The sequence below is a fragment of the Asticcacaulis sp. DW145 genome, assembly GCF_037101385.1.
Taxonomy (GTDB): domain Bacteria; phylum Pseudomonadota; class Alphaproteobacteria; order Caulobacterales; family Caulobacteraceae; genus Asticcacaulis; species Asticcacaulis currens.
Map to the genome: position 1 here is coordinate 1,431,959 of NZ_AP029024.1, position 17,911 is coordinate 1,449,869.

The following is a 17,911-nucleotide window of genomic DNA, read 5'->3' on the forward strand; positions in this document are numbered from 1 at the left end:
TGTACCTTCCTCATCGAAGGCTTAGGCGCAAAAAAGCCGAAGAACGCCTATGGCGTTGACGCCGCTCAGGCTTTGTGTCTTTGCCTGATAATGGCCTCTACCGATCTTTATACTTCCGAGGCCTATAAGAAGGGCCGTCTGGCTTGGTTGGGCAGCCGCGATCTCGGCTTACCCATGATCGAAGGTCTGGACCCCGCAACCGGTGATCTCGGAAAGGCACAGCTTCTGACGACGGCTGGACAATCTGCCGTATTGGCTATCCCCGGCTGCCCCCTGCCCTATATCGCCTTCCCCGGCGACAGGCTGGCGCGTCTGACCGCGCAGCTACGCGACATCAGCCTGGCCTACCCGGCGGCGGGGCTGGCCCACATTGTTGAGGGTCTTGAGAGCGTACTGGCGTGGTATAAGGCGAACGCCAAACTCACGCCGCCAGTTGCGCCTTGACCCGTTCGGCCAGCGTCTTGATATCCAGCGGCTTGGGCAGGAAGGACACGCCCACCTCGTCTTCCAGAAGGTCCGAGAATTCGGCCTCGGCATAGCCCGAAATGAACATCACCGGCACATTGCCGAGGAAGGGCCGCGCTTTTTTGAGCATGGACGGCCCGTCCAGCCCCGGCATGATGACGTCGGAAATCAGCAGGTCGAACTTGTCGCCGCTCTGGATGATGTCGAGCGCCTCTTCACCGTCCGACGCCTCGGTCACCTCATAGCCGCGCTGACGCAGCAGGCGGGCGGCGATGCCGCGCACGATTTCTTCATCCTCGACAAACAGGATGCGCCCGGCACCCGACATGTCCTTCGGCGTCACCTTGGGCGGAGACGCCGCCGCCGCTTCGACCTTCGGGGCGTCAGGCTTTGCCACGTGCACCTTGATCGGCAGGAAGATTTTGAAAGTCGCCCCATGCCCCTCGTCGGGAGCGACCACCGAGGTAATGGCGATATGACCATCGGCCTGATTGACGATGCCATAGACGGTCGCCAGCCCCAGCCCCGTCCCCTCGCCCAGCGGCTTGGTGGTGAAAAACGGCTCGAAGACCTTGGTCATGATCTCCGGCGGGATGCCGGGGCCATTGTCCGACACCTCGATCAGGGCCGCGCCCTGCGCCGGAGCGTCGGCCCAGCCTTGCGCCACAGCCTCGGCCTGAGTCAGCGCCGCCGAACGGATTTTGACGCGCCCGCCGCCAGACGAATGCACCGCATCGCGCGCATTGACGACGAGGTTCATGACCGCCATTTCCATCTGGCCCTTGTCGGCATGGATGTCGGGCAGATCGCGGCCATATTCGGTTTCGAGCTTCACGTCTTCGCGCATCAGACGGCGCAGCAGCACCTCCGACTCGGAGATCAGTTCGCCGAGATTGAGCGTGACGCGCTTGACCGTCTGCTTGCGCGAAAAGGCCAGCAGCTTGCGCACCAGGTCCTCGGCGCGCGTCGAAATCTGACGGATTTCGTTCAGCCCGCCATAGGAGGGGTCCCCCAGCGGATGGTTGTGCAGCAGGTCTTCAACCCGCAGCTTGAGCCCGGTCAGCAGATTATTGAGATCGTGCGCCACACCGCCGGCGAACTGCCCGATGGCCTGCATCTTCTGTACCTGCGCCAGAGACTGCTCAAGCTGCTTCTGCTCGCTGATATCGAACAGATAGAGCATAAAGCCCCCCGCCGTGTGCGCCAGACGCACCTGTAAGGGAAGGTCCTTATTGGACAGCAACTTGACCTCAAAGGCGGTCTTTTTCGCATCGAGCTTGGCCTGCGCCTCTTCGCGCGAGGCGGCGTCGATCAGGTCGCCCCACACCTTGCCCGTCAGCTCGGCGACAGAAGCCCCCATAAGGCGGGCAAACACCGGGTTGATACGGGTGATTTTCGCCGTCAGCAGGGCGTCGCCCTCCAGCAGGGCCTGACCAAAGGGCGCGTCGGAGCCGTCAAAGGCCGGAGTGACCGGGGACACTGCCGGTGCTACGACCTCGGTTTCAACAACGGGTTCCATGCCCTCCGTCGCGGGCAGTTCGTGATTGAGCAGCAATCCGGTGCCCAGAACGCCCGGCGACGCGGCACGGACCAGCACCTGCTCATCGCCCAGCCGCGCCAGCAGCATCTCAAAATCGAAGCTCCCCAGCCGCACAAGGGCACGGCTGCTGCCCTGCGCACGCGCCTCACGCATGGCGACAAACAGGGCGGCGCTGCCCTCACCGCCCGGCAGGCGTTTTTCATTCCCCCCGGCATCGCGCCAGGCGGGGTTGGTGGCGTTCAGGCGACCATCGAAGCTGGCAATGGCCGCAGGCTCAGCCAGAGCCTCGACAAGGGCGGTGACCCCCGGTCCGCGCGTTTCGGTCTCTTCGTCGTTGCTGAACGCGAACAGGGCCACCGACACCACCGCCCCCATCACGATGACGAGAATGGTCAGGACGACGCCGACCGGCAATTCTCCCGCAATGAACCAGAAGGCCGCACAGGCGCAGATCACGATGATCGCCACCACCGTCAGGGCCGCCGGCGACGCAAAATCGCGCAGCCGCTCCAGCAGATTTTTCGGAGCCGCCGCAGCGGTGGGTTTCTGCACAGGTGATTGGGTAGGTGTCTGTGTAGATGTCTGGGCGGGAGACGAAGACAAGGTGGAAACCTTTCACCAAAACGAATCGCCAGAGTTTAACCTAATTTGCGAATCCTGCCCGGATTTAGCTTAGAGCATTCGTCGGCTCAGATGAGCCGCCTCATGGCCCTATGTTTTTGACGCGCTTTTTTATCCGAAAAGGGCGTCACAGTTTTCGGCAAGCGCTCTAAAATCCCCGTCGCTTGCGCACCATGACGAAGGAGATGATCTTGGCCACGGCCTGAAAATGCGCTTCGGGGATGATCTCATCGACGTCGATCGCCGCATAGAGGGCGCGCGCCAGCGGCGGGTCTTCGACAATGGCGATCTCGTGCTCCCCCGCCACTTCCCGGATTTTCAAGGCCAGCGTGTCCACCCCCTTGGCCACGCACATCGGTGCCGGCGTTTCCTCATCATAGCGCAGCGCCACGGCGTAGTGGGTCGGGTTGGTGATCACCACCGTCGCCTTGGGCACATTGGCCATCATGCGTTTGCGCGATTTTTCCATGCGGATCTGTTTCAGGCGGCCCTTGACGTGCGGGTCGCCTTCGGTCTGCTTGTATTCGTCCTTCAATTCCGTCTTCGACATCTTCATGCGCTGCGCAAAGCGGAATTTCTGGATGAAATAGTCGGCCCCGCCTTCCAGCAGCATGAACAGACACACCGCCACCGCCAGAGAGAAGAAGACCTCCTTGGCATAGGGCAGCACCATCAGCGGCGACGCCCCGGCAAGGCCTGCCACATCGACCGCGCGCCCTTTCAGGATCATCCAGGTAATGACGCCGACGGCAATCAGCTTGATCACCGTCTTGGCAAACTGGATCAGTGCATCGACGCCAAACAGACGCTTGAACCCGGCCATGGGGTTGAGTTTGGAAAAGTCGGGTTTCAGCTTTTCGGTGGTGAACATCAGCCCGGTCTGGGCCAGACTGCCTATGGCCCCGGCGGCACCGGCCACCAGCAGGATCAGGGCGATAATGGGCAGGACCTGCCCCATCAGATGGTGGGCAATGCTGAGCCCGCCATCGCCCAACAGCGAGTCGCGCAACAGATGCGGCGCGGCAATGAAGACCCTTAAGGTCTCGGTCAGCGACAGGGCGATCTTGTCACCATAGAGCATGACCAGCGCGCAGGCCGCGATCAGCGACAGGGCCTGAGGGATGTCGCTGGATTTGGCGACATCGCCCTTTTTTCGCGCCTCTTCGAGTTTTCGGGCCGAGGCCTCTTCTGTCTTGTCTTCGCCTTCTTCGGCCATCTACGCCCCCCTGACGAAGAGGCGCAGGAATTCCTCATAGTGCTGAAGGAAGACCAGACCGGTGCCGCCCAGACTGAGGGCGAAGATGGCCAGCCCCAGCAGAACGCTGACCGGGGTGACCGCGAAGAAGATGGGAAAGGCCGGCATGATGCGTCCGATAAAGCCGGCCGCGATATTGATAATCAGGCCGAACACCAGAATGGGCGTCGTCATCTGGATGGCCAGCATGAAGGTATCGCCTACCGTGCGGATCATCAGTTGCGTCGCATCGCCGACCATGACCGGGCGCATCGGTGGAAACACCCAGTAGGAGTCGCGCATCCCGGCGATGAACAGGTGGTGCAGATTGGTGGCATAGATCAGCACCAGGCCCAGCATGGCCAGAAAAGTGCCGATCGAGGTTGAGGGCTGGGCCTGCGCAGGGTTGGCGGTCTGGGCAAAGGACAGGGTGGTTTGCAGCGACACGACCTCCCCCGCAATGGCCAGTGCCCCCAGAAAAGTGCGCATCAGCATCCCCAGCATCAGGCCAATCACCGCCTCATGGATGATCAGCCCGGCCATGGCCCCGAGTTTCGGCGGCAGGGCAGGCATTTGCGACTGCACCACCGGCACCAGCATCAGGGTGAAGACAAAGGCAAACGACAGGCGCATACGCGGCGGCACCGCCTGATCCCCCAGCCCCGGAATGAGTATGGCGACCGACCCCACGCGCACAAATATCAGCATGGCGGTGAACACCACCTGTGACGTACCGAAGAAGGAGGTGACTTCGGTCGGGAAATCCGGAGCGGGCGTAACGGGGATCATAACCGCCACCTATGACGCGATTCTTGCCGCTCAGACAGCGCGTCAGATGCCTGCGATCTTGGTGGCGATTTCTTTCATAAAGCCCGACAGAAGCGCCCCCATCAGCGGCAGGACCAGCAGCAGTGTCACGAAGACGGCGATAATCTTGGGGGCGTAGATCAGGGTCTGTTCCTGAATCTGGGTCAGGGCCTGAAACAGGCCGATAACCACACCGACGATGAGGCCGACGATCAGAACCGGTGCGCACAACTGAATAGTCAGCCAGATGGCGTCGCGCCCGACGCTGAGAACTTCTGTACCGGTCATGAGAAATCGCCCTACACTTAAACCACGGACCCCACCGATCCGCTGGGCAGATTTTGCCGACAACGTGGTTAATTTGGCGTTAATGGAGAGCTGGCCACAATTTTCAAATCGGCATTCTCAGGATTTCCTGATAGGCGCTGATGACCTGATCGCGGATGGCGATGACGCTTTCCAGAGAGGCTTCCGCCGAAGCCACAGCGGTCACGGCGTCAATCAGCTCGGCCTTGCCTTGCGAATGCGCGATCATCTGCGACTCGGCATTCTGGGTGGACTTCATGGTCTGTTCCATGGCCCCGTTGAGGACCTTGGAAAAAGCCGCCCCCACGTCGTGCGTGCGCGAGCCCTCTTCGTGCAGGCCGGAGACCTGCTTCTGAACGGCCCCGTAGGCCTTGGCGACGAGCATGGGGTTCATTTATCGAGCCTCTAACGCTTCAGAATATCGAGCGTCTTCTGCTCCATAGAGCGAGTCGTCTCGATGACATTGAGATTCGCCTCATAGGCCCGCTGGGCGTCGCGCATGTCCATGCTTTGGACAAGGCTTTCGACGTTCGGCCGTTTGACATAGCCGCGCGCATCGGCGGCCGGGTGGCTGGGGTCGTACTCTTCCGGAAAGGGTTTGGAGTCCGGGCGAACCGAGGCCAGCTTCACCCCCATGGCCCCGTCGATTTTGGTCGCTTCGAACACCGGAATCTGACCGCGGTACGGGTCACCGCCGGGGGTCTTGGCCAGCGAGTCGGCATTGGCGATGTTTTCCGCGATAATCCGCATCCGCGCCTGCTGCGCCCTGAGCGCGCTGGCGGCGACCGAAAGGGTGGGATGGGTGTCTGTGGTTTTGTTGATCGGCATGATGCGCCCTTAGCCTTTATCTACCCGGTGCCTTGCCCGCCATGCGGATTAGGCCCAGAGACTTCTGGTAAAAGCCCAGAGCCGCCTCATACTGCATGCGGCTCTCGGCCATTTTGAGCATCTGTTCTTCGAGCACGACCGAATTGCCGTCCATGGTGGTTTCGGAGTCCGGCGAAACCACCGCCTTGGGGGCGAAACTCCCGCCGCCTTCGACATTCATATGCCCGGCATTGGTCAGACTGAGGCCCAGCCCCGTCTGCTCCTGCTGCCCCTTGAGGACCGCCGCGAAGTCGAGCGATTTGAGGTCGCGCGGTTTGAAGCCGGGCGTCGAGGCGTTGGCCACGTTCTGCGCCACCAGCTTCTGGCGCTGACCCAGCCAGGTCATCTTTTGCTTCAGGGCCCCGAGGAGGCCGATATTTTCCGTGCTCATGCGCGATGCCTTACCTGTCCGCTGCGACTCAGCCTATGCAGAGCGGCAGGCAAAATATGCCCCCCTGTTAGTTAATGGGACTTTAAGACCTTGCAACACATATCGGGGGACGATCGCGGATGGAGGGATTGGCCCGATGGATGTCTTTTTAAGTCTGTTGCGGGCGGCCTTCGCGCTGGCCATCGTTCTGGGGCTGGTACTGGGCCTCGCCTATGGCTTACGTCGCTACGCTCCGCAACTGCTGGCGCGCTTTCAGGGGGAGCGCGGAGAGCGCCGCCTGAGCGTGGTCGAAACCCTTGTGCTTGATCCGGCGCGCCGTCTGGTGCTGGTGCGCGTCGATGACGAGGAACGCCTGCTGCTGCTGGGCGAAGGTCAGGAGCTGATCGAGCCGCGGCAACTGCCAGCACCCAAGCCCAAACCGGCCCCCGCCCCCACCGTAAGCCGTTCGGTGTCGTAATGGCCATGCCCGACCTCTTTCGCCAGTTCGGCAAACCGATGCGCAAACGCGACTATGCCGTGACCCTGCTGGGCGGCATTCTCGGTTTCGCCCTGATGATCTTCCCCGGCGACGTGCTGGCGCAGTCGGTCAATCTCGACCTGGGGCAAGGCGGCACGCTGACGGCGCGCGTCGTGCAGATGCTGGGGCTTTTGACCGTCCTGTCGCTGGCACCGTCCATCGTCATCATGACCACCTCCTTTATCCGCATCGTGGTGGTGCTGTCCCTCCTCAGAACGGCGCTAGGCCTGCAACAGAGCCCGCCCAATGCGGTTCTGATCTCGCTGGCCATGTTCCTGTCGGCGGTGGTGATGGCCCCGACCTATCAGGCGGCCTATGACGCCGGTATCCGTCCCCTGATGGATCAGGAAATGGAAATGCCGCAGGCCTTCGATGCGGCCTCCGAACCGGTCAAGACCTTTATGCTGTCTCAGGTCAATGCCGGCGATCTCAACCTGTTTATCCGCCTGTCCAAGGTCGAAAAGCCCAAGGACAATATGGACCTGCCGATCACGGTCATCACCCCGGCCTTTATGATCTCGGAACTGAAGACGGCGTTTCTGATTGGCTTTCTTCTGTTCATCCCGTTTCTGGTGATCGATCTGGTGGTCGCCTCGGTGCTGATGAGTATGGGGATGATGATGCTGCCGCCGGTGGTGGTTTCCCTGCCGTTCAAGCTGATCTTCTTCGTGCTGGTCGATGGCTGGCGGCTGGTGTGCGGCTCGCTGGTCGAAAGTTTCACCAAGGCCGGTGGCGCGGGGGGATAGGCGACGGTCTTATCGGCCGGCGCCTGTCAGATATCGTCTTCACCGACTTGCCGCGCGCCGTGCAGGATGCGCAGGATACGCACATGATCCATATTGATGCGGTAATAGATATTATAACGGGCATGGGTGACGCGATGCACGCCTGACTCTTCGTCGAGGAGCAGGCCTGCCGACGGCATATCGCCCAACTTGCGGCAAAGGACCTCAATCTCATCTGTAAAGCTCACCGCGCGGCGTGGGTTATCTGCGGCTATGTAACCCGCAATATCCATCAGGTCACTCAGAGCGCGGGGCGAGAGAATGACCTTCATCAGCCCGCTTTTCGGCTAACGGCATCGATATGTGTGCGCACCTGAGCGAAGGCTGCGTCCAAGTCAACACCTTCGCCCTCCATCCCTTTGGCAATCTCGGCGCGCAGGGCTTCGCGTTGACGCTGTTTCTCCAGCTCGCGGTCTTCCAGCAGGCGCAGGCCTTCGCGGATCACCTCGCTGACATTGTTGTAGCGGCCGGTGGCGATCTGCGCCTTGATAAAGGCTTCGAAATGCGGACTGAGAGCAACCGAGGTCGGCATAGCAGGTTCCTATCTGTTACTAACTGATAGTAACATCGCTCGCCGCTGCTCTCAAGCGCCACGCGTCAGGCCCCCGACCAGTTGCCGTTTGAAGCCGGGCAGGTCCTTCCACTGCGTCGCCACGCGTACCGGGCGACCCTTGGCGGGGTCGATCAGGGTCATCCCCTCATCCGTCACGCGGAGCGGCAGGGTCTCCATCGCCAGTTTCGACTCATCAAAGGCCATTTCAACCGCCACAGCGTCGAATTGCACCGAGCTTTGCTGCGTCAGGTCGAAGTCCTTGGCCATCCACGGCGCATTGGGCAGCCAGACCTTGCTGTTTTCGATACAGGCCACGGCGAAGGGATCACGGCTATGCCACAGCTTTTGCCAGTCCGCCCCGTCCAGCGTCACCAGACCGCAGGTATCGAGCGGCGTGATCGAACAGCCGAGCCAGTCGGCTTCGAAGATGGTGCGCAGCGCCGCCGGATCGACCTTGACATTATATTCGGCATCGGCCGGCGCAACGCCCTTATAGCCGATACGAACCGAGCCAAACATGCCGATAAAGCGCGCTTTCCGGGCCAGTTGCGGCTCGCGGCGCAAGGCTTCGGCCAGTTCGGTGGCCGGGCCAACACTGATAATGGTCACCGGATCGGGTGAGGCCATCACCGTGTCGATCATGGCCTGAGCGGCGTCCTTGCGTACCACACCACGATAGGAAGCGAGCGTGTAATCCCCCAGCCATTCGGCCTGTGCGCCCGTCTCCTCGCCCTTCGGACGGCCCATGGCGATGGCCACGTCGCTGCGCCCGGCCAGGGTGAGCAGTTTGGCCGTCAGGCGGGCCTTGTACTGCGGGCTGCCCGCATCGGTCGCCACCAGTTTGAGCGCCAGTTCCGGCCGCCGCAGAAGGTATAAGAGCGCGAAGGTGTCATCGACATCGCCGCCGATGTCGGTATGGAAAATAACCGACACAGGCTTGGGCGTCCCGGCGGCCACAGGCCCTGCCACCGACAGGGCCAGAGACGATAAGAGCAGGGTGCGACGGTCGAACATGAAAGGCTCCTTTGCTCAGAGCCTATCGTCCGACCGCCGTCACATCAAGGTCAGAACACGTCAACCGACTGCGTACCCTTGTCACTTAGGGCACGGTAGGCTGCTGCCGAGGCGCCATAGATCAGCGCGTAGAAGCCGCCCATCAGCAGACCGCTTACGAGGGTCTGTACCAGATACATCGGAGTCAGAAGGGCACTGAGCGAACTGAAGTCGGGGCGGCTCATCTGGGTGATGGCCTGCGTCCAGCCCCCGCTCGTCCCGATCATCAGGGCGAAGATCAGGCAATAGACGATAATCGCAATGACGATCATCACCAGCCCCAGCAGCAGATAGCCGCCCAGCAGCTTCCAGCCCTGCCCCTTGGTCAGTTTGAAGCTGCCGAAAATATTGATCTTCTTCTCCGCAAAAGACTGTACCGCCGCCAGCGACCAGCGGCTGATGATGTACAGAAAGGCACCAATGCCCCCAACGACCAGCAGAAAGATCAGTATACCGGCCACAATCTCGCTGAACTGGCCCACGATGGAAACAATCCCGATCAGTATGGCCAGCGCAATGCCGAACACGATATAGAAGAGAAAGAAGGCCAGCGCCCACAAGATCCCGACCGCTATCTGACGTAACTCATCGCCCCCCAGTTTTAAAGAGGCAAAACCGCCCTCACCCGGCTGCAACTGGCTGCGGAACACCGCGCACTGGATGATGGCCGCGACGACCAGACCCAGCACAATGAGAATCAGGTAGGCCGGAGCCAGATTGCCCATATAGCCGAACACCTGCATAGGGTCGGCATCAGGCGTGGTCCGATAGTTTTGGAGCGCCGTCAGGGCCGGACCTGCCATCACGACCAGAACCAGCGACGACACCACACTGACCGCCAGATAGACCAGCCCCCAGACCAGCACCGCCAGCGGGTTCTTCTTGATGATTTCGATGCCCGCAAAGGCAAAATCAATGGAAAGTTTCATAATACCCCCTCCCTTTCAGAGGTTTCAAACCTAGCGCAAATGGAGAGGGACGCAAGGCCCCTCTCCGGATCATCAGGGTTTCCGACGGAAACATAATGATCTGGATTATCTTTTGACCCTCGCCGACGGCGGCACCGCCACCCTGGCCACCGCCTCACTGGCGGCTTGAGCGGAATGATCCCAAAGAGGCCCTTCCGCTTTGAGTACAGTTAATCCGCCTTTTTCAGGTCGATGAACGGCGTGGCCGAACCCGTCACCTGAGGCAGTTTGCCGTCCCACTTTTCGATGGCGCGAAGCTGCACCACGCCGGGGCTGGCGGCGATCGACTGGGCAATCAGGCGGTTGGCCTCGGCCTGACCGCGGGCCTCTTCGATCCTGGCATCGGCCTGCGCCTTGGCCACGGCGACCTGCGCCTGAGCGGCGGCCGCGTCGGCGTCGGCCTTGGTCTTGGCCTGAATCGAATCAAGGATCACTTGCGGGTAGCGAATGGTGCCGATCCAGTCGAGCTGACTGATATTGACGCCCTGCGGCTCCCACTTGCGGTTGACGCGGGCCAGCGCCTTCTGGATCACCTGCTGACGACCGCCGCGATAGAGGAACTCGACACTGACCAGCTCGGTTTCCGCCGCAATGGCCGAACGCACATCGTTGCGGATCGGGCCTTCGAACATCTGATCAAAGGTCAGGCGATAACGCTTGTAAAGCTCTGGCGCTTTGCCCGCGTCGATGCGCATGACAAGCTGCACGTCCGCCGTCATGGGCAGGGCGTTGTTGTCCGAGAAGTTGATCTCCTCGTTTTCCGGGCCGCGCTCATCCTTTTCGCGCGTATAGGTATAGGTGCGCTGAATGGCCGGGAATTCGATGATACGCTCCCCGATCAGGTTGAGGTGCCAGCCCGACGGCAGGGCGGCCTTGTCCACCCCGGCATTGGGGCCCAGCGTGCGGATCTTCACGCCGACATTGCCGGGCTGGATCGTCTGACCGCACGAGGCGAGACCGATGAGCGTCAAAAGCGCCACGGCACCCAGAGGCGCATAGACCTTCCAGCGGGCCGGAAGTTTAGGCACGGAGTTCAGATTATTCAGATTCATAAGCGTTTGCGGTCCGCCGGTAGCCGGCGCGATCCGTCCTTTCCAGGATTGAGAGCGGGTTTAAAGACAAAAGGATACGCGCCCTGAAAAAGGGGTGGCATCGTCTGGGTTTCGGGGCTTGATCGCAAGTAAAGCAAATATGGGCTGGGCCGAGATTTCGACTAGCAGACGGAGGCGTAAGATAAATCAAATCCAGCCTGTCCATCTTCATTCAGGGGCCGCGCATCTGTTCAGAGCGGCTATGCTTTTTGTTTGGCGATCCTTGACCTTTGCGTTGGTTACACTCCGTTACACCGGAGAATGTGGATATATTACAGGGTCACAGCTTTGCCACAAAGCGAATCCGGACAACGATAACGCGGATGTGATCAGGGGAGACGCATGACACACTTTCGCCGCCATTTTCATCATGGATAAAGGGCAAAACACACCCGTTGCACCTTTGGGGGCCCTCATGACCAAAACCTTTTCCGCTCTGCGCCTGACGGTGGCGGCACTCCTGATGCTGGGCCTGGCCGCCTGTGGTCAGTCCGGGTCAAAGGGGGCCATCAAGGTCGATGAACTGAGCGAAGGCAAGGCCGACGCGCCGGTAACCGTGGTCGAATACGCCTCTGTGGCCTGCCCCATCTGCGCGCAGGTCAATGAAAAGATGATGCCCGCTTTCAAAAGCAAATATGTCGAAACGGGCAAGGTGCGCTATGTCTATCGCCCCATGATGACCGGCAATGCGGCGGTCGCGGCTGCAGGGCACATGCTGGCCAACTGCGTGTCGCGCGACAAGGCCCTGACAGTGATCGACGCGATCATGCGCGCTCAGCCGGAAATGGATCAGGGCGGCGCGCCGGAACAGTACGCCAATGCCCGCCCGGTCCTGCTGCGTATCGCACAATCGGCGGGCCTGAGCGAGGCCGACTTTAACCGCTGCGTCACCGATCCGGCGGGACTGAATGCCCTCAATGAGTTGAACCAGCAGGCGCTGAAAGACGGCGTCACCGGCACGCCGACCTTCCTGATCAATGGCAAGACGGTTCAGCTTAACCGCTATGAGATCGACGAGCTTTCGGCGCAAATCGACCCGCTGCTGAAGAAATAGCTACCTTAACTCTGCCCTGACTTGCATCAGCAATTGACCCAGACGGTTCTGACCGCTGCCGTCTCCGCCGATACCCCAGTAGAAATCATGGGGCGACGCCTCCGCCAGTTCCTCATCTCCCGTGGACAGGAGCAGGGCCTTGAGCTTGTAATGCGTCGAAAACTTTTGCCTCAGTGCGGCCAGCATGACCATGTCACGCCGTTCATCCCAGTCCGGCCACAATCGAAAAGCCCGAGACTGCCCCATTGATTTGGCCATCTTAGGCGTCGAGGCCTTGGCTATGCGCGCACGATAGTCTGGATCGACAAACTTCTAAGCCTGGAAATAGTGCTCCACTGTCGGCCACCACACACCCTCCATCTGGAAGCCGTGCGGCGAGAAGTTGGAAAATTCGGCGTAGGCATCCGTCTGCCCATAAAACCAGATCGTCATGCCGTCTTGGGGGCCGGGGCCGCAGGCGCGGGTGGCGCATTCTGCGTGCGGAACTTCTGCTTCATGGCCGCGACCCAGGCGGTGAAGCTATCGGTCTGGGCGGCCGCGGTGGCAAAGTCCGAGGCGCGCAGCGGCCCGTTATCCAGACCGGCCAGAGCCACGCGCACCGCATCGCCATTCTGGGCCGTATCGGCGTATTTGCCAAAGCGCTGCAACAGGCGGTCCAGCGATTTCTGGTCACTTGCCAGACTGTAGGCCACCCCGGCGCGGATCAGATTGGCCTCTTCGCCGATGGCCAGCGCGCCGTCCTTCTTCCAGCGGTCGCCCAGACGCCGCTCCAGCAGCGCCCCGGCCTTCGCCCAGTCCTTTTGCCGCCACAGTATGTCGGCGCGCACATCCAGCGCTTCGGGCGACATGTCGGTGCTCAGCACCTCCAGTGCGTGATCGGGGCGGTTCAATTCGTTCAGCGCCCGCGCCTCCAGCACGCGACGCTCGGTCAGGACGGGCTTGGGCAAGAGGGTGTTGCGCGTTTTCCAGATGGCCTGAAGCGCCTTTTCGGGCTGACGGTTCATCAGGTGAATGGCCGCCAGATCGGCCGCCATCTGCGCCTTGGCAACGCCCTGAAGGCGATTGTCGATCTGATATTGCAGCAGGTCGGCGGCCTGAGACAGAAGATCGACCTCGACCAGACGGCGGACCATGCGCCGCACCATGGCATCGCCGTCGGCCCCGACCGGCGTCAGGTCCCTGAAATCAAAATAAAGGCCAAGGGCTTCGATGGGTTGCAGGCCATCAGCCATACCCTCCAGAAACAGACTGCGGAAGGCGGTGGTAAGTTTCTGATTGATATCAACCGCATCGGGCCGGTTGAAGAAGGAACTCCCCGCCCCGCGTAGCACCTCGAGGGCCTCGCGATAGCGGCCCTGGGTGAGGTAGATGTCGGCCATGGTGCGGATGGTTTCAAGCTCCGTCTCGTCGCCACGCCAGCGGAAGCGCAAGGAACTGAGCAGTTGCAGCGTCGCATCGGGCTTGGCTTCGCCCAGTTCCAGCTTCAGACGCGCCGCGCGCAGTTGCGCCGGTGTGTTGATGCGGTCTGAGGTCGCCTTGGAGATGGCGGCATAGACGCGATAGGCGCGCGCCTTGTCGCCCTGCGCCTCGATGATTTCGGCCTGCACAAGCTGCGCCTCCAGCCGGTCGAGCGGTGGCACGTCCTGCGAGGCCGCATAAACGATCAGGTCCCAGGCCGTCGTGGTATCTTTCAGCGCCAGAGCGGCGCGGGCATTGGCCGTGGCAAAGCGCGTGCGCCATTCGGGCGCAAAACCCTCCATAGCCGATACGCCCTCGGCAAAGGCCTTGCGCGCCTCTTCGTAGTGACGACCGCGTTCGGCGATATAGCCGCGCCACAGATTGGCCGCCGGATCGTTTTGCAGGGCCGAGGAGTCCAGATCGACCTGGGCATCGGACAAACGTCCGGCCATCACCTTGGCCACCACCTTGAGACCGCGCACCTGCGGATCGCCAAGGCTGCGCGGGTTGTTTTTGGTCAGAAGATCAAGCACGCCCTGCGCCTCGAAATTCATCCCCTGCCCGATCAGAAAACGCGCCAGATCAAGGCGTGCGGCATAGGGCCCTTCGGCCCCGGCCCCCTGCTCCTCGGCGGCGGCCTCCTGAAGGCGGTTATAGGTCTTGAGGAAACCGTCCGCCGGCATCTGGCTCCACGACGGGTCAGGCAGGGTCGGGAACAGGGCGGGCTTAAAACCCGCGCGGTCGGGTTTCTGCACCCCTTCGCCGTTGGACGACAACAGCAGACCGCCGGGGCGCGTGACCGCCACGCGATCGCCTTCGACCGTGACCAGAATGTCGGGCGTCATGCGCTCGACCATCACGCCTTGCGCCGTGGCCCCGATGGAGGCCTGAAGCGTTGTGCGATCGTCGCGCACAGCCTTGGCCGGACCGGGCGCGGGAATAACGGCGATGCGGTCGCCGACCATGGGGTCACGAATCCACGCCACGCGCTTGGCCCCGGCCAGATTGAGGGTCAGGGTGGGTGAGCCGGTGGTGTCGTCGCGCTTGACCGCGACCTCACTGGCTTCGGCGGTCAGCGGACGCCCGCCGACCCGCACGCGCCAGGTCGCCCCTTCTGTATCGACCGACAGGCCCGCCGCCGACGGGGCCACCAGCCGCAGGGCGGTGAAGCCGTCATTCTTGACCCAGTTGGCCTCGGTGACGACGCTGCCGTCTTTCAGGCCCGCCGGCAGACGGAAATCGACCTCGCGGTCAAACACCATCCACACGGCTTCACCGCGGCGAAAGACGGCCGCTCCGGTGACTTCGGGGAAGGGAAAATCGAGTTGCACCCCATCCTGAACGCGCACCTGTTTGAGCGCGACAACGGGCACGGCGACCCTGGCCTTGGTTTCGGTGGCCGGGGTCGGCGGCAATTCGCCGTCCTTGCGGTCTTCGGCAGCCACGGTTTTCAGAACCTGTGCCGCTTCGCCGTGATCGTCCTTGCTGTCGATCTGCACGAAGACCGCCCCGTCGGACCGGCCGAAACGCGCCTTGGCCCCATCGTCGAGGGTCAGGACGATTTCGCTGGCCCGGGCGTCGCGGCGCATCTCCACGAGCTTGATGCCCGTCGGCGGATTGACGCGCAAATCGCCAATATCAGGCGTCTTTTGTCCCGGCAGGCGGATGATCACCTGCCCCTTGTCGCTGCGCACCGAGGCGCGCGACCCGACGGAGCCATAGAGTTCGACGCGGCTGACGCCCCCATTGCGCCCGACGCGCAGGTCGATTTCACTTTTGGAAGCGAGAGCGGCGGCCACCTGATCGGCCAGAGGTGCCGATACGGCCAGACCGGCGGCCCCCAGCCCGGTCAGGGCGACCGCCGCGGCGGCAAAGCGGATGTTGCGCACCGTGAATCCCGCAGACGCGGCCCCGCGCGACGGGTAACGCATCTGCGTTTCCGCGTTCAGCGCGGCTTTCAGCCGTGACAGGTCGTGAGGTGGGCGCGTCATGACGCTCGAATCCTTGCCCTGATTGGGCTTAAGGCACGGTTAACGACAGGGTAACGAAGATTGATTTTTGGAGTCAATGATCCGTCAGTTTGTCGGGTAACCGATGGTAAATCGCTGCGCGGAGCGCAAAAAAAGAAAGGGGGACACGCTGCATAAGGTTAACGGTCGCACCGGAACGTCCCAAAGCCCCCACCACCACATCTTACCTGATTTCGCTACGCTCATCAGGCTCGTGCGGTCCCCCTCCCCAGTAAACTGGGGAGGTATAATAGTCGGGTGCAGCGGCCGTGCCCCTGCCCGCCGGAGGCAAATAAAGCCCGCCGGAGGCCATACGGCACCGGTTACTTTTTCGCCGGGGCCTGCGCGGCGGGTTTGGCCGGCGCGGGCGCAGCGGCCCCACCGGCGGCATTTACCTTATCGAGACGGTTTTGCAGATCATCGGCGCGCTTCATCCGCTGCGCCAGCTTTTCGGTCAGATCGCGCGCCTTGTCCGGCTGCATCTGCGCCAGAACAGCGGCGAGATTGCGCTCCTTCATCTTGGCGGCGATCGGCAGGCGTACCTCGTCCTTGAGCGTTTCCATGACCTTAGCGGCGTCCTTCGGCTTCATGGATTCATAGACCTTGACCATGCGCGCCACGTCTTCGTCGCCGGTCTTGTTGGCCTGATCGAGCAGGGCCTGCACCTGGGTCTTGAGGTCGCCCAGTTGCTTGATTCGGCCATCGAGCTTGCTTTCGGCGGCGGCGATCAGTTGCTCCTGCGTCGCCATCTGCTTTTCGCGGGCGTCCAGTTCGGCGCGACGCTGCGCCAGGGCCTGAATGACCTTCAACTCCGAGGGGGACATGCCCGCCTGCTTGGCCAGATCATCGACCGAGGTGGCGCAGACCGGGGCCGCCTTGGCCGTAGCGGCGGCGGGCTGAGCCGTATCCAGCACCGACAGGGCCTTGTCGTCGCCAGACGGCGAATCGGCAGCCGCCTCCGCCGCATCGGCTGCCGTATCATCGGCAGAGGTCGCCTTTTCGGCCTTTCCCCTGGACTTATCCTTCGCCTCGGCGGTCTTCGCCGCGCCATCGACCTTCGGGGCCTCGGCCCAGGCGGTGGCGCTCTTGAGGAAGGCCGGCATGGCCTCGATGGAACCGACGGCCCGGACGGCGATAACGCCGCCGACGGCAACGGCGATCAGCGGCAGGAGGCGAAGATTATTGGCCATTACTTACTCAGACTTTTGCTTTAGCGCGCATTTGAATCCGAAAACCGCTTCACCTTTTGGCTTCGCCGAACTCCGTTTCGGAATGTGCTTGGGTCAACGCAGCCGCCGGAACAGGGGGCGCGCGGGTTTGGGGGCCGCCTCTGCGGCTTCAGGTGCGGGCCTGTCCGGCTCAGCGGTAAGGCCTCCGTCGAACAGTTCGTCATCAAGCGCCGACGGCAGCCGCGTACGCGACAGCCGCAGAGAGTCAGGACGGGAAACGGGCGGCGCGCTTCTGCGGCCTTCATTGCGTAGCGGCGGGGCCTCCGTTGGAGCACGGGTGGCCGGACGCTGGGGTTGCCGGTCCTCAGGATCGGCGAACGCTCTCAACATTTCGTTAATCGCTTCCAGCCCGATGGCGCTGACGGCGGCCTCTTCATCGGCCTCCGGGCGCGATGCAGGCGGCGTTTCGGAGCGCTGACCGCGCGACAGGCGATCATTCATGTCGCGCAGACGCCCCGAAAGCGGCAGGTTAAGGCCTTCATCGACGGCGTCATCGTCCTCATAGGCGGGACGGCCGCGTCCGGCATAGGTCTGACGTCCTTCGGCACCGCGCGCCCCGGCCCAGGTGTCCCGTTGCGCCGTGCGCGCGACCGACAGAGGCGGTTCCGGCTCGGGTTCGACGATGCGCGTAACCGGGGCGACATTTACCTCTTCGAGATCGCGGCGGGCACGTTCGGCGCGGCTGATCTGGCTTTCCAGCTTCGACAACAGGTCGCGCGCCGCCAGAATGCGCCCGTGCAGCAGTTCCTGCGATTCATCGGCATTGGTGTGCAGTTCGCGCAGGGAGGCGTGGGCCTTGATGGCGGCCTGATCCAGTTCGGCGACCGCCTTGATGAAGCTGTCCTGCCCGTTGCGCAGCGCCTTCAGGCGCGCATTGAGGCGCATGCCGTACCACAGGGCCACCAGCAGCAGGCCCATAAGGACCATATCCATGATCAGTCCGGCGGCGGCGGGCATGGTGAC

Annotated in this window: 20 protein-coding genes and 1 pseudogene; 4 read left to right on the forward strand and 17 right to left on the reverse strand. The window is 62.2% G+C overall.

Annotated features, from left to right (window positions below; genetic code table 11):
- Positions 1–90: 90 nt before the first annotated feature.
- Complete coding sequence (locus AACH73_RS06560; protein ID WP_338734355.1) at positions 91–444, forward strand: hypothetical protein; 354 nt, start codon at positions 91–93, stop codon at positions 442–444.
- On the opposite strand, the gene AACH73_RS06565 is transcribed toward AACH73_RS06560, so the two are convergent.
- From AACH73_RS06565 to flgB, 7 genes are all read right to left on the reverse strand, one after another.
- Positions 422–2,608, reverse strand: coding sequence for an ATP-binding protein (locus AACH73_RS06565; protein WP_338734356.1), 2,187 nt, complete (start codon positions 2,606–2,608; stop codon positions 422–424). The genes AACH73_RS06560 and AACH73_RS06565 overlap by 23 nt on opposite strands.
- 166 nt (positions 2,609–2,774) lie before the next feature.
- Positions 2,775–3,842 carry a flagellar biosynthesis protein FlhB gene (gene flhB, locus AACH73_RS06570; RefSeq protein ID WP_338734357.1) on the reverse strand — a complete coding sequence of 356 codons (1,068 nt, stop codon included), beginning with the start codon at positions 3,840–3,842 and terminating at the stop codon, positions 2,775–2,777.
- Positions 3,843–4,649 carry a flagellar biosynthetic protein FliR gene (fliR, locus tag AACH73_RS06575; protein WP_338734358.1) on the reverse strand — a complete coding sequence of 269 codons (807 nt, stop codon included), beginning with the start codon at positions 4,647–4,649 and terminating at the stop codon, positions 3,843–3,845.
- A gap of 42 nt (positions 4,650–4,691) precedes the next feature.
- Positions 4,692–4,955: a flagellar biosynthesis protein FliQ gene (gene fliQ, locus AACH73_RS06580; protein WP_107870319.1), complete on the reverse strand. Its 264-nt coding sequence runs from the start codon at positions 4,953–4,955 to the stop codon at positions 4,692–4,694.
- Positions 4,956–5,058: 103 nt separating this feature from the next.
- Entirely contained in the window at positions 5,059–5,367 is a 309-nt protein-coding gene (locus AACH73_RS06585) for a flagellar hook-basal body complex protein FliE (RefSeq protein ID WP_272742157.1), read from the reverse strand.
- Positions 5,368–5,378: 11 nt separating this feature from the next.
- On the reverse strand, positions 5,379–5,801 hold the full coding sequence (gene flgC / locus AACH73_RS06590; protein ID WP_272742158.1) for a flagellar basal body rod protein FlgC: 423 nt from the start codon (positions 5,799–5,801) through the stop codon (positions 5,379–5,381).
- 16 nt (positions 5,802–5,817) lie between these two features.
- Positions 5,818–6,231, reverse strand: a complete 414-nt coding sequence (flgB, locus tag AACH73_RS06595) for a flagellar basal body rod protein FlgB (RefSeq protein WP_272742159.1) — start codon at positions 6,229–6,231, stop codon at positions 5,818–5,820.
- Positions 6,232–6,367: 136 nt separating this feature from the next.
- On the opposite strand from flgB, the gene AACH73_RS06600 reads away from it, so the two are divergent.
- The gene (locus AACH73_RS06600) at positions 6,368–6,688 is read left to right on the forward strand and encodes a flagellar biosynthetic protein FliO (protein ID WP_272742160.1); all 321 of its coding nucleotides are present in this window, start codon (positions 6,368–6,370) and stop codon (positions 6,686–6,688) included.
- Positions 6,688–7,494, forward strand: a complete 807-nt coding sequence (gene fliP / locus AACH73_RS06605) for a flagellar type III secretion system pore protein FliP (RefSeq protein WP_338734360.1) — start codon at positions 6,688–6,690, stop codon at positions 7,492–7,494. The genes AACH73_RS06600 and fliP overlap by 1 nt, the downstream gene beginning before the upstream one ends.
- A gap of 26 nt (positions 7,495–7,520) precedes the next feature.
- On the opposite strand, the gene AACH73_RS06610 is transcribed toward fliP, so the two are convergent.
- From AACH73_RS06610 to AACH73_RS06630, 5 genes are all read right to left on the reverse strand, one after another.
- Positions 7,521–7,805, reverse strand: coding sequence for a type II toxin-antitoxin system RelE/ParE family toxin (locus tag AACH73_RS06610; protein WP_338734361.1), 285 nt, complete (start codon positions 7,803–7,805; stop codon positions 7,521–7,523).
- Positions 7,805–8,065, reverse strand: a complete 261-nt coding sequence (locus tag AACH73_RS06615; RefSeq protein WP_272742162.1) for a type II toxin-antitoxin system ParD family antitoxin — start codon at positions 8,063–8,065, stop codon at positions 7,805–7,807. The genes AACH73_RS06610 and AACH73_RS06615 overlap by 1 nt, the downstream gene beginning before the upstream one ends.
- A gap of 51 nt (positions 8,066–8,116) precedes the next feature.
- Positions 8,117–9,100, reverse strand: a complete 984-nt coding sequence (locus tag AACH73_RS06620) for a nucleoside hydrolase (RefSeq protein ID WP_338734362.1) — start codon at positions 9,098–9,100, stop codon at positions 8,117–8,119.
- A 50-nt stretch (positions 9,101–9,150) separates the two neighbouring features.
- Positions 9,151–10,068 (reverse strand): hypothetical protein, encoded by a 918-nt coding sequence (locus AACH73_RS06625; protein ID WP_272742164.1) that lies wholly within the window; start codon positions 10,066–10,068, stop codon positions 9,151–9,153.
- 209 nt (positions 10,069–10,277) lie between these two features.
- Positions 10,278–11,159: an SPFH domain-containing protein gene (locus AACH73_RS06630; RefSeq protein WP_272742165.1), complete on the reverse strand. Its 882-nt coding sequence runs from the start codon at positions 11,157–11,159 to the stop codon at positions 10,278–10,280.
- 454 nt (positions 11,160–11,613) lie between these two features.
- Here AACH73_RS06630 and AACH73_RS06635 point away from each other — a divergent pair, with 454 nt between their 5' ends.
- Positions 11,614–12,252 carry a thioredoxin domain-containing protein gene (locus AACH73_RS06635; RefSeq protein ID WP_272742166.1) on the forward strand — a complete coding sequence of 213 codons (639 nt, stop codon included), beginning with the start codon at positions 11,614–11,616 and terminating at the stop codon, positions 12,250–12,252.
- Here the strand turns inward: AACH73_RS06635 and AACH73_RS06640 are convergent.
- From AACH73_RS06640 to AACH73_RS06660, 5 genes and pseudogenes are all read right to left on the reverse strand, one after another.
- A pseudogene (locus tag AACH73_RS06640) lies at positions 12,253–12,549 on the reverse strand (NADAR family protein); the annotation flags it as partial.
- A 15-nt stretch (positions 12,550–12,564) separates the two neighbouring features.
- Positions 12,565–12,684 (reverse strand): NADAR family protein, encoded by a 120-nt coding sequence (locus AACH73_RS06645; RefSeq protein WP_272742167.1) that lies wholly within the window; start codon positions 12,682–12,684, stop codon positions 12,565–12,567.
- A complete protein-coding gene (locus AACH73_RS06650) occupies positions 12,681–15,701 on the reverse strand; it encodes a tetratricopeptide repeat protein (protein WP_338734367.1) in 3,021 nt (1,006 codons plus the stop codon). Before AACH73_RS06650 ends, AACH73_RS06645 begins: the two co-directional genes overlap by 4 nt.
- A gap of 341 nt (positions 15,702–16,042) precedes the next feature.
- On the reverse strand, positions 16,043–16,909 hold the full coding sequence (locus tag AACH73_RS06655; protein ID WP_338734369.1) for a hypothetical protein: 867 nt from the start codon (positions 16,907–16,909) through the stop codon (positions 16,043–16,045).
- Positions 16,910–17,002: 93 nt separating this feature from the next.
- A complete protein-coding gene (locus tag AACH73_RS06660; protein WP_338734371.1) occupies positions 17,003–17,905 on the reverse strand; it encodes a DUF6468 domain-containing protein in 903 nt (300 codons plus the stop codon).
- Positions 17,906–17,911 lie beyond the last annotated feature (6 nt).

Coding starts and splice junctions, on each gene's coding strand:
- AACH73_RS06560 (WP_338734355.1), top strand. CDS start 91: ATGGCCTCTACCGATCTTTATACTTCCGAGGCCTATAAGAAGGGCCGT.
- flhB (WP_338734357.1), bottom strand. CDS start 3,842: ATGGCCGAAGAAGGCGAAGACAAGACAGAAGAGGCCTCGGCCCGAAAA.
- fliR (WP_338734358.1), bottom strand. CDS start 4,649: ATGATCCCCGTTACGCCCGCTCCGGATTTCCCGACCGAAGTCACCTCC.
- fliQ (WP_107870319.1), bottom strand. CDS start 4,955: ATGACCGGTACAGAAGTTCTCAGCGTCGGGCGCGACGCCATCTGGCTG.
- AACH73_RS06585 (WP_272742157.1), bottom strand. CDS start 5,367: ATGAACCCCATGCTCGTCGCCAAGGCCTACGGGGCCGTTCAGAAGCAG.
- flgC (WP_272742158.1), bottom strand. CDS start 5,801: ATGCCGATCAACAAAACCACAGACACCCATCCCACCCTTTCGGTCGCC.
- flgB (WP_272742159.1), bottom strand. CDS start 6,231: ATGAGCACGGAAAATATCGGCCTCCTCGGGGCCCTGAAGCAAAAGATG.
- AACH73_RS06600 (WP_272742160.1), top strand. CDS start 6,368: ATGGATGTCTTTTTAAGTCTGTTGCGGGCGGCCTTCGCGCTGGCCATC.
- fliP (WP_338734360.1), top strand. CDS start 6,688: ATGGCCATGCCCGACCTCTTTCGCCAGTTCGGCAAACCGATGCGCAAA.
- AACH73_RS06610 (WP_338734361.1), bottom strand. CDS start 7,805: ATGAAGGTCATTCTCTCGCCCCGCGCTCTGAGTGACCTGATGGATATT.
- AACH73_RS06615 (WP_272742162.1), bottom strand. CDS start 8,065: ATGCCGACCTCGGTTGCTCTCAGTCCGCATTTCGAAGCCTTTATCAAG.
- AACH73_RS06620 (WP_338734362.1), bottom strand. CDS start 9,100: ATGTTCGACCGTCGCACCCTGCTCTTATCGTCTCTGGCCCTGTCGGTG.
- AACH73_RS06625 (WP_272742164.1), bottom strand. CDS start 10,068: ATGAAACTTTCCATTGATTTTGCCTTTGCGGGCATCGAAATCATCAAG.
- AACH73_RS06630 (WP_272742165.1), bottom strand. CDS start 11,159: ATGAATCTGAATAATCTGAACTCCGTGCCTAAACTTCCGGCCCGCTGG.
- AACH73_RS06635 (WP_272742166.1), top strand. CDS start 11,614: ATGACCAAAACCTTTTCCGCTCTGCGCCTGACGGTGGCGGCACTCCTG.
- AACH73_RS06645 (WP_272742167.1), bottom strand. CDS start 12,684: ATGACGATCTGGTTTTATGGGCAGACGGATGCCTACGCCGAATTTTCC.
- AACH73_RS06650 (WP_338734367.1), bottom strand. CDS start 15,701: ATGACGCGCCCACCTCACGACCTGTCACGGCTGAAAGCCGCGCTGAAC.
- AACH73_RS06655 (WP_338734369.1), bottom strand. CDS start 16,909: ATGGCCAATAATCTTCGCCTCCTGCCGCTGATCGCCGTTGCCGTCGGC.
- AACH73_RS06660 (WP_338734371.1), bottom strand. CDS start 17,905: ATGCCCGCCGCCGCCGGACTGATCATGGATATGGTCCTTATGGGCCTG.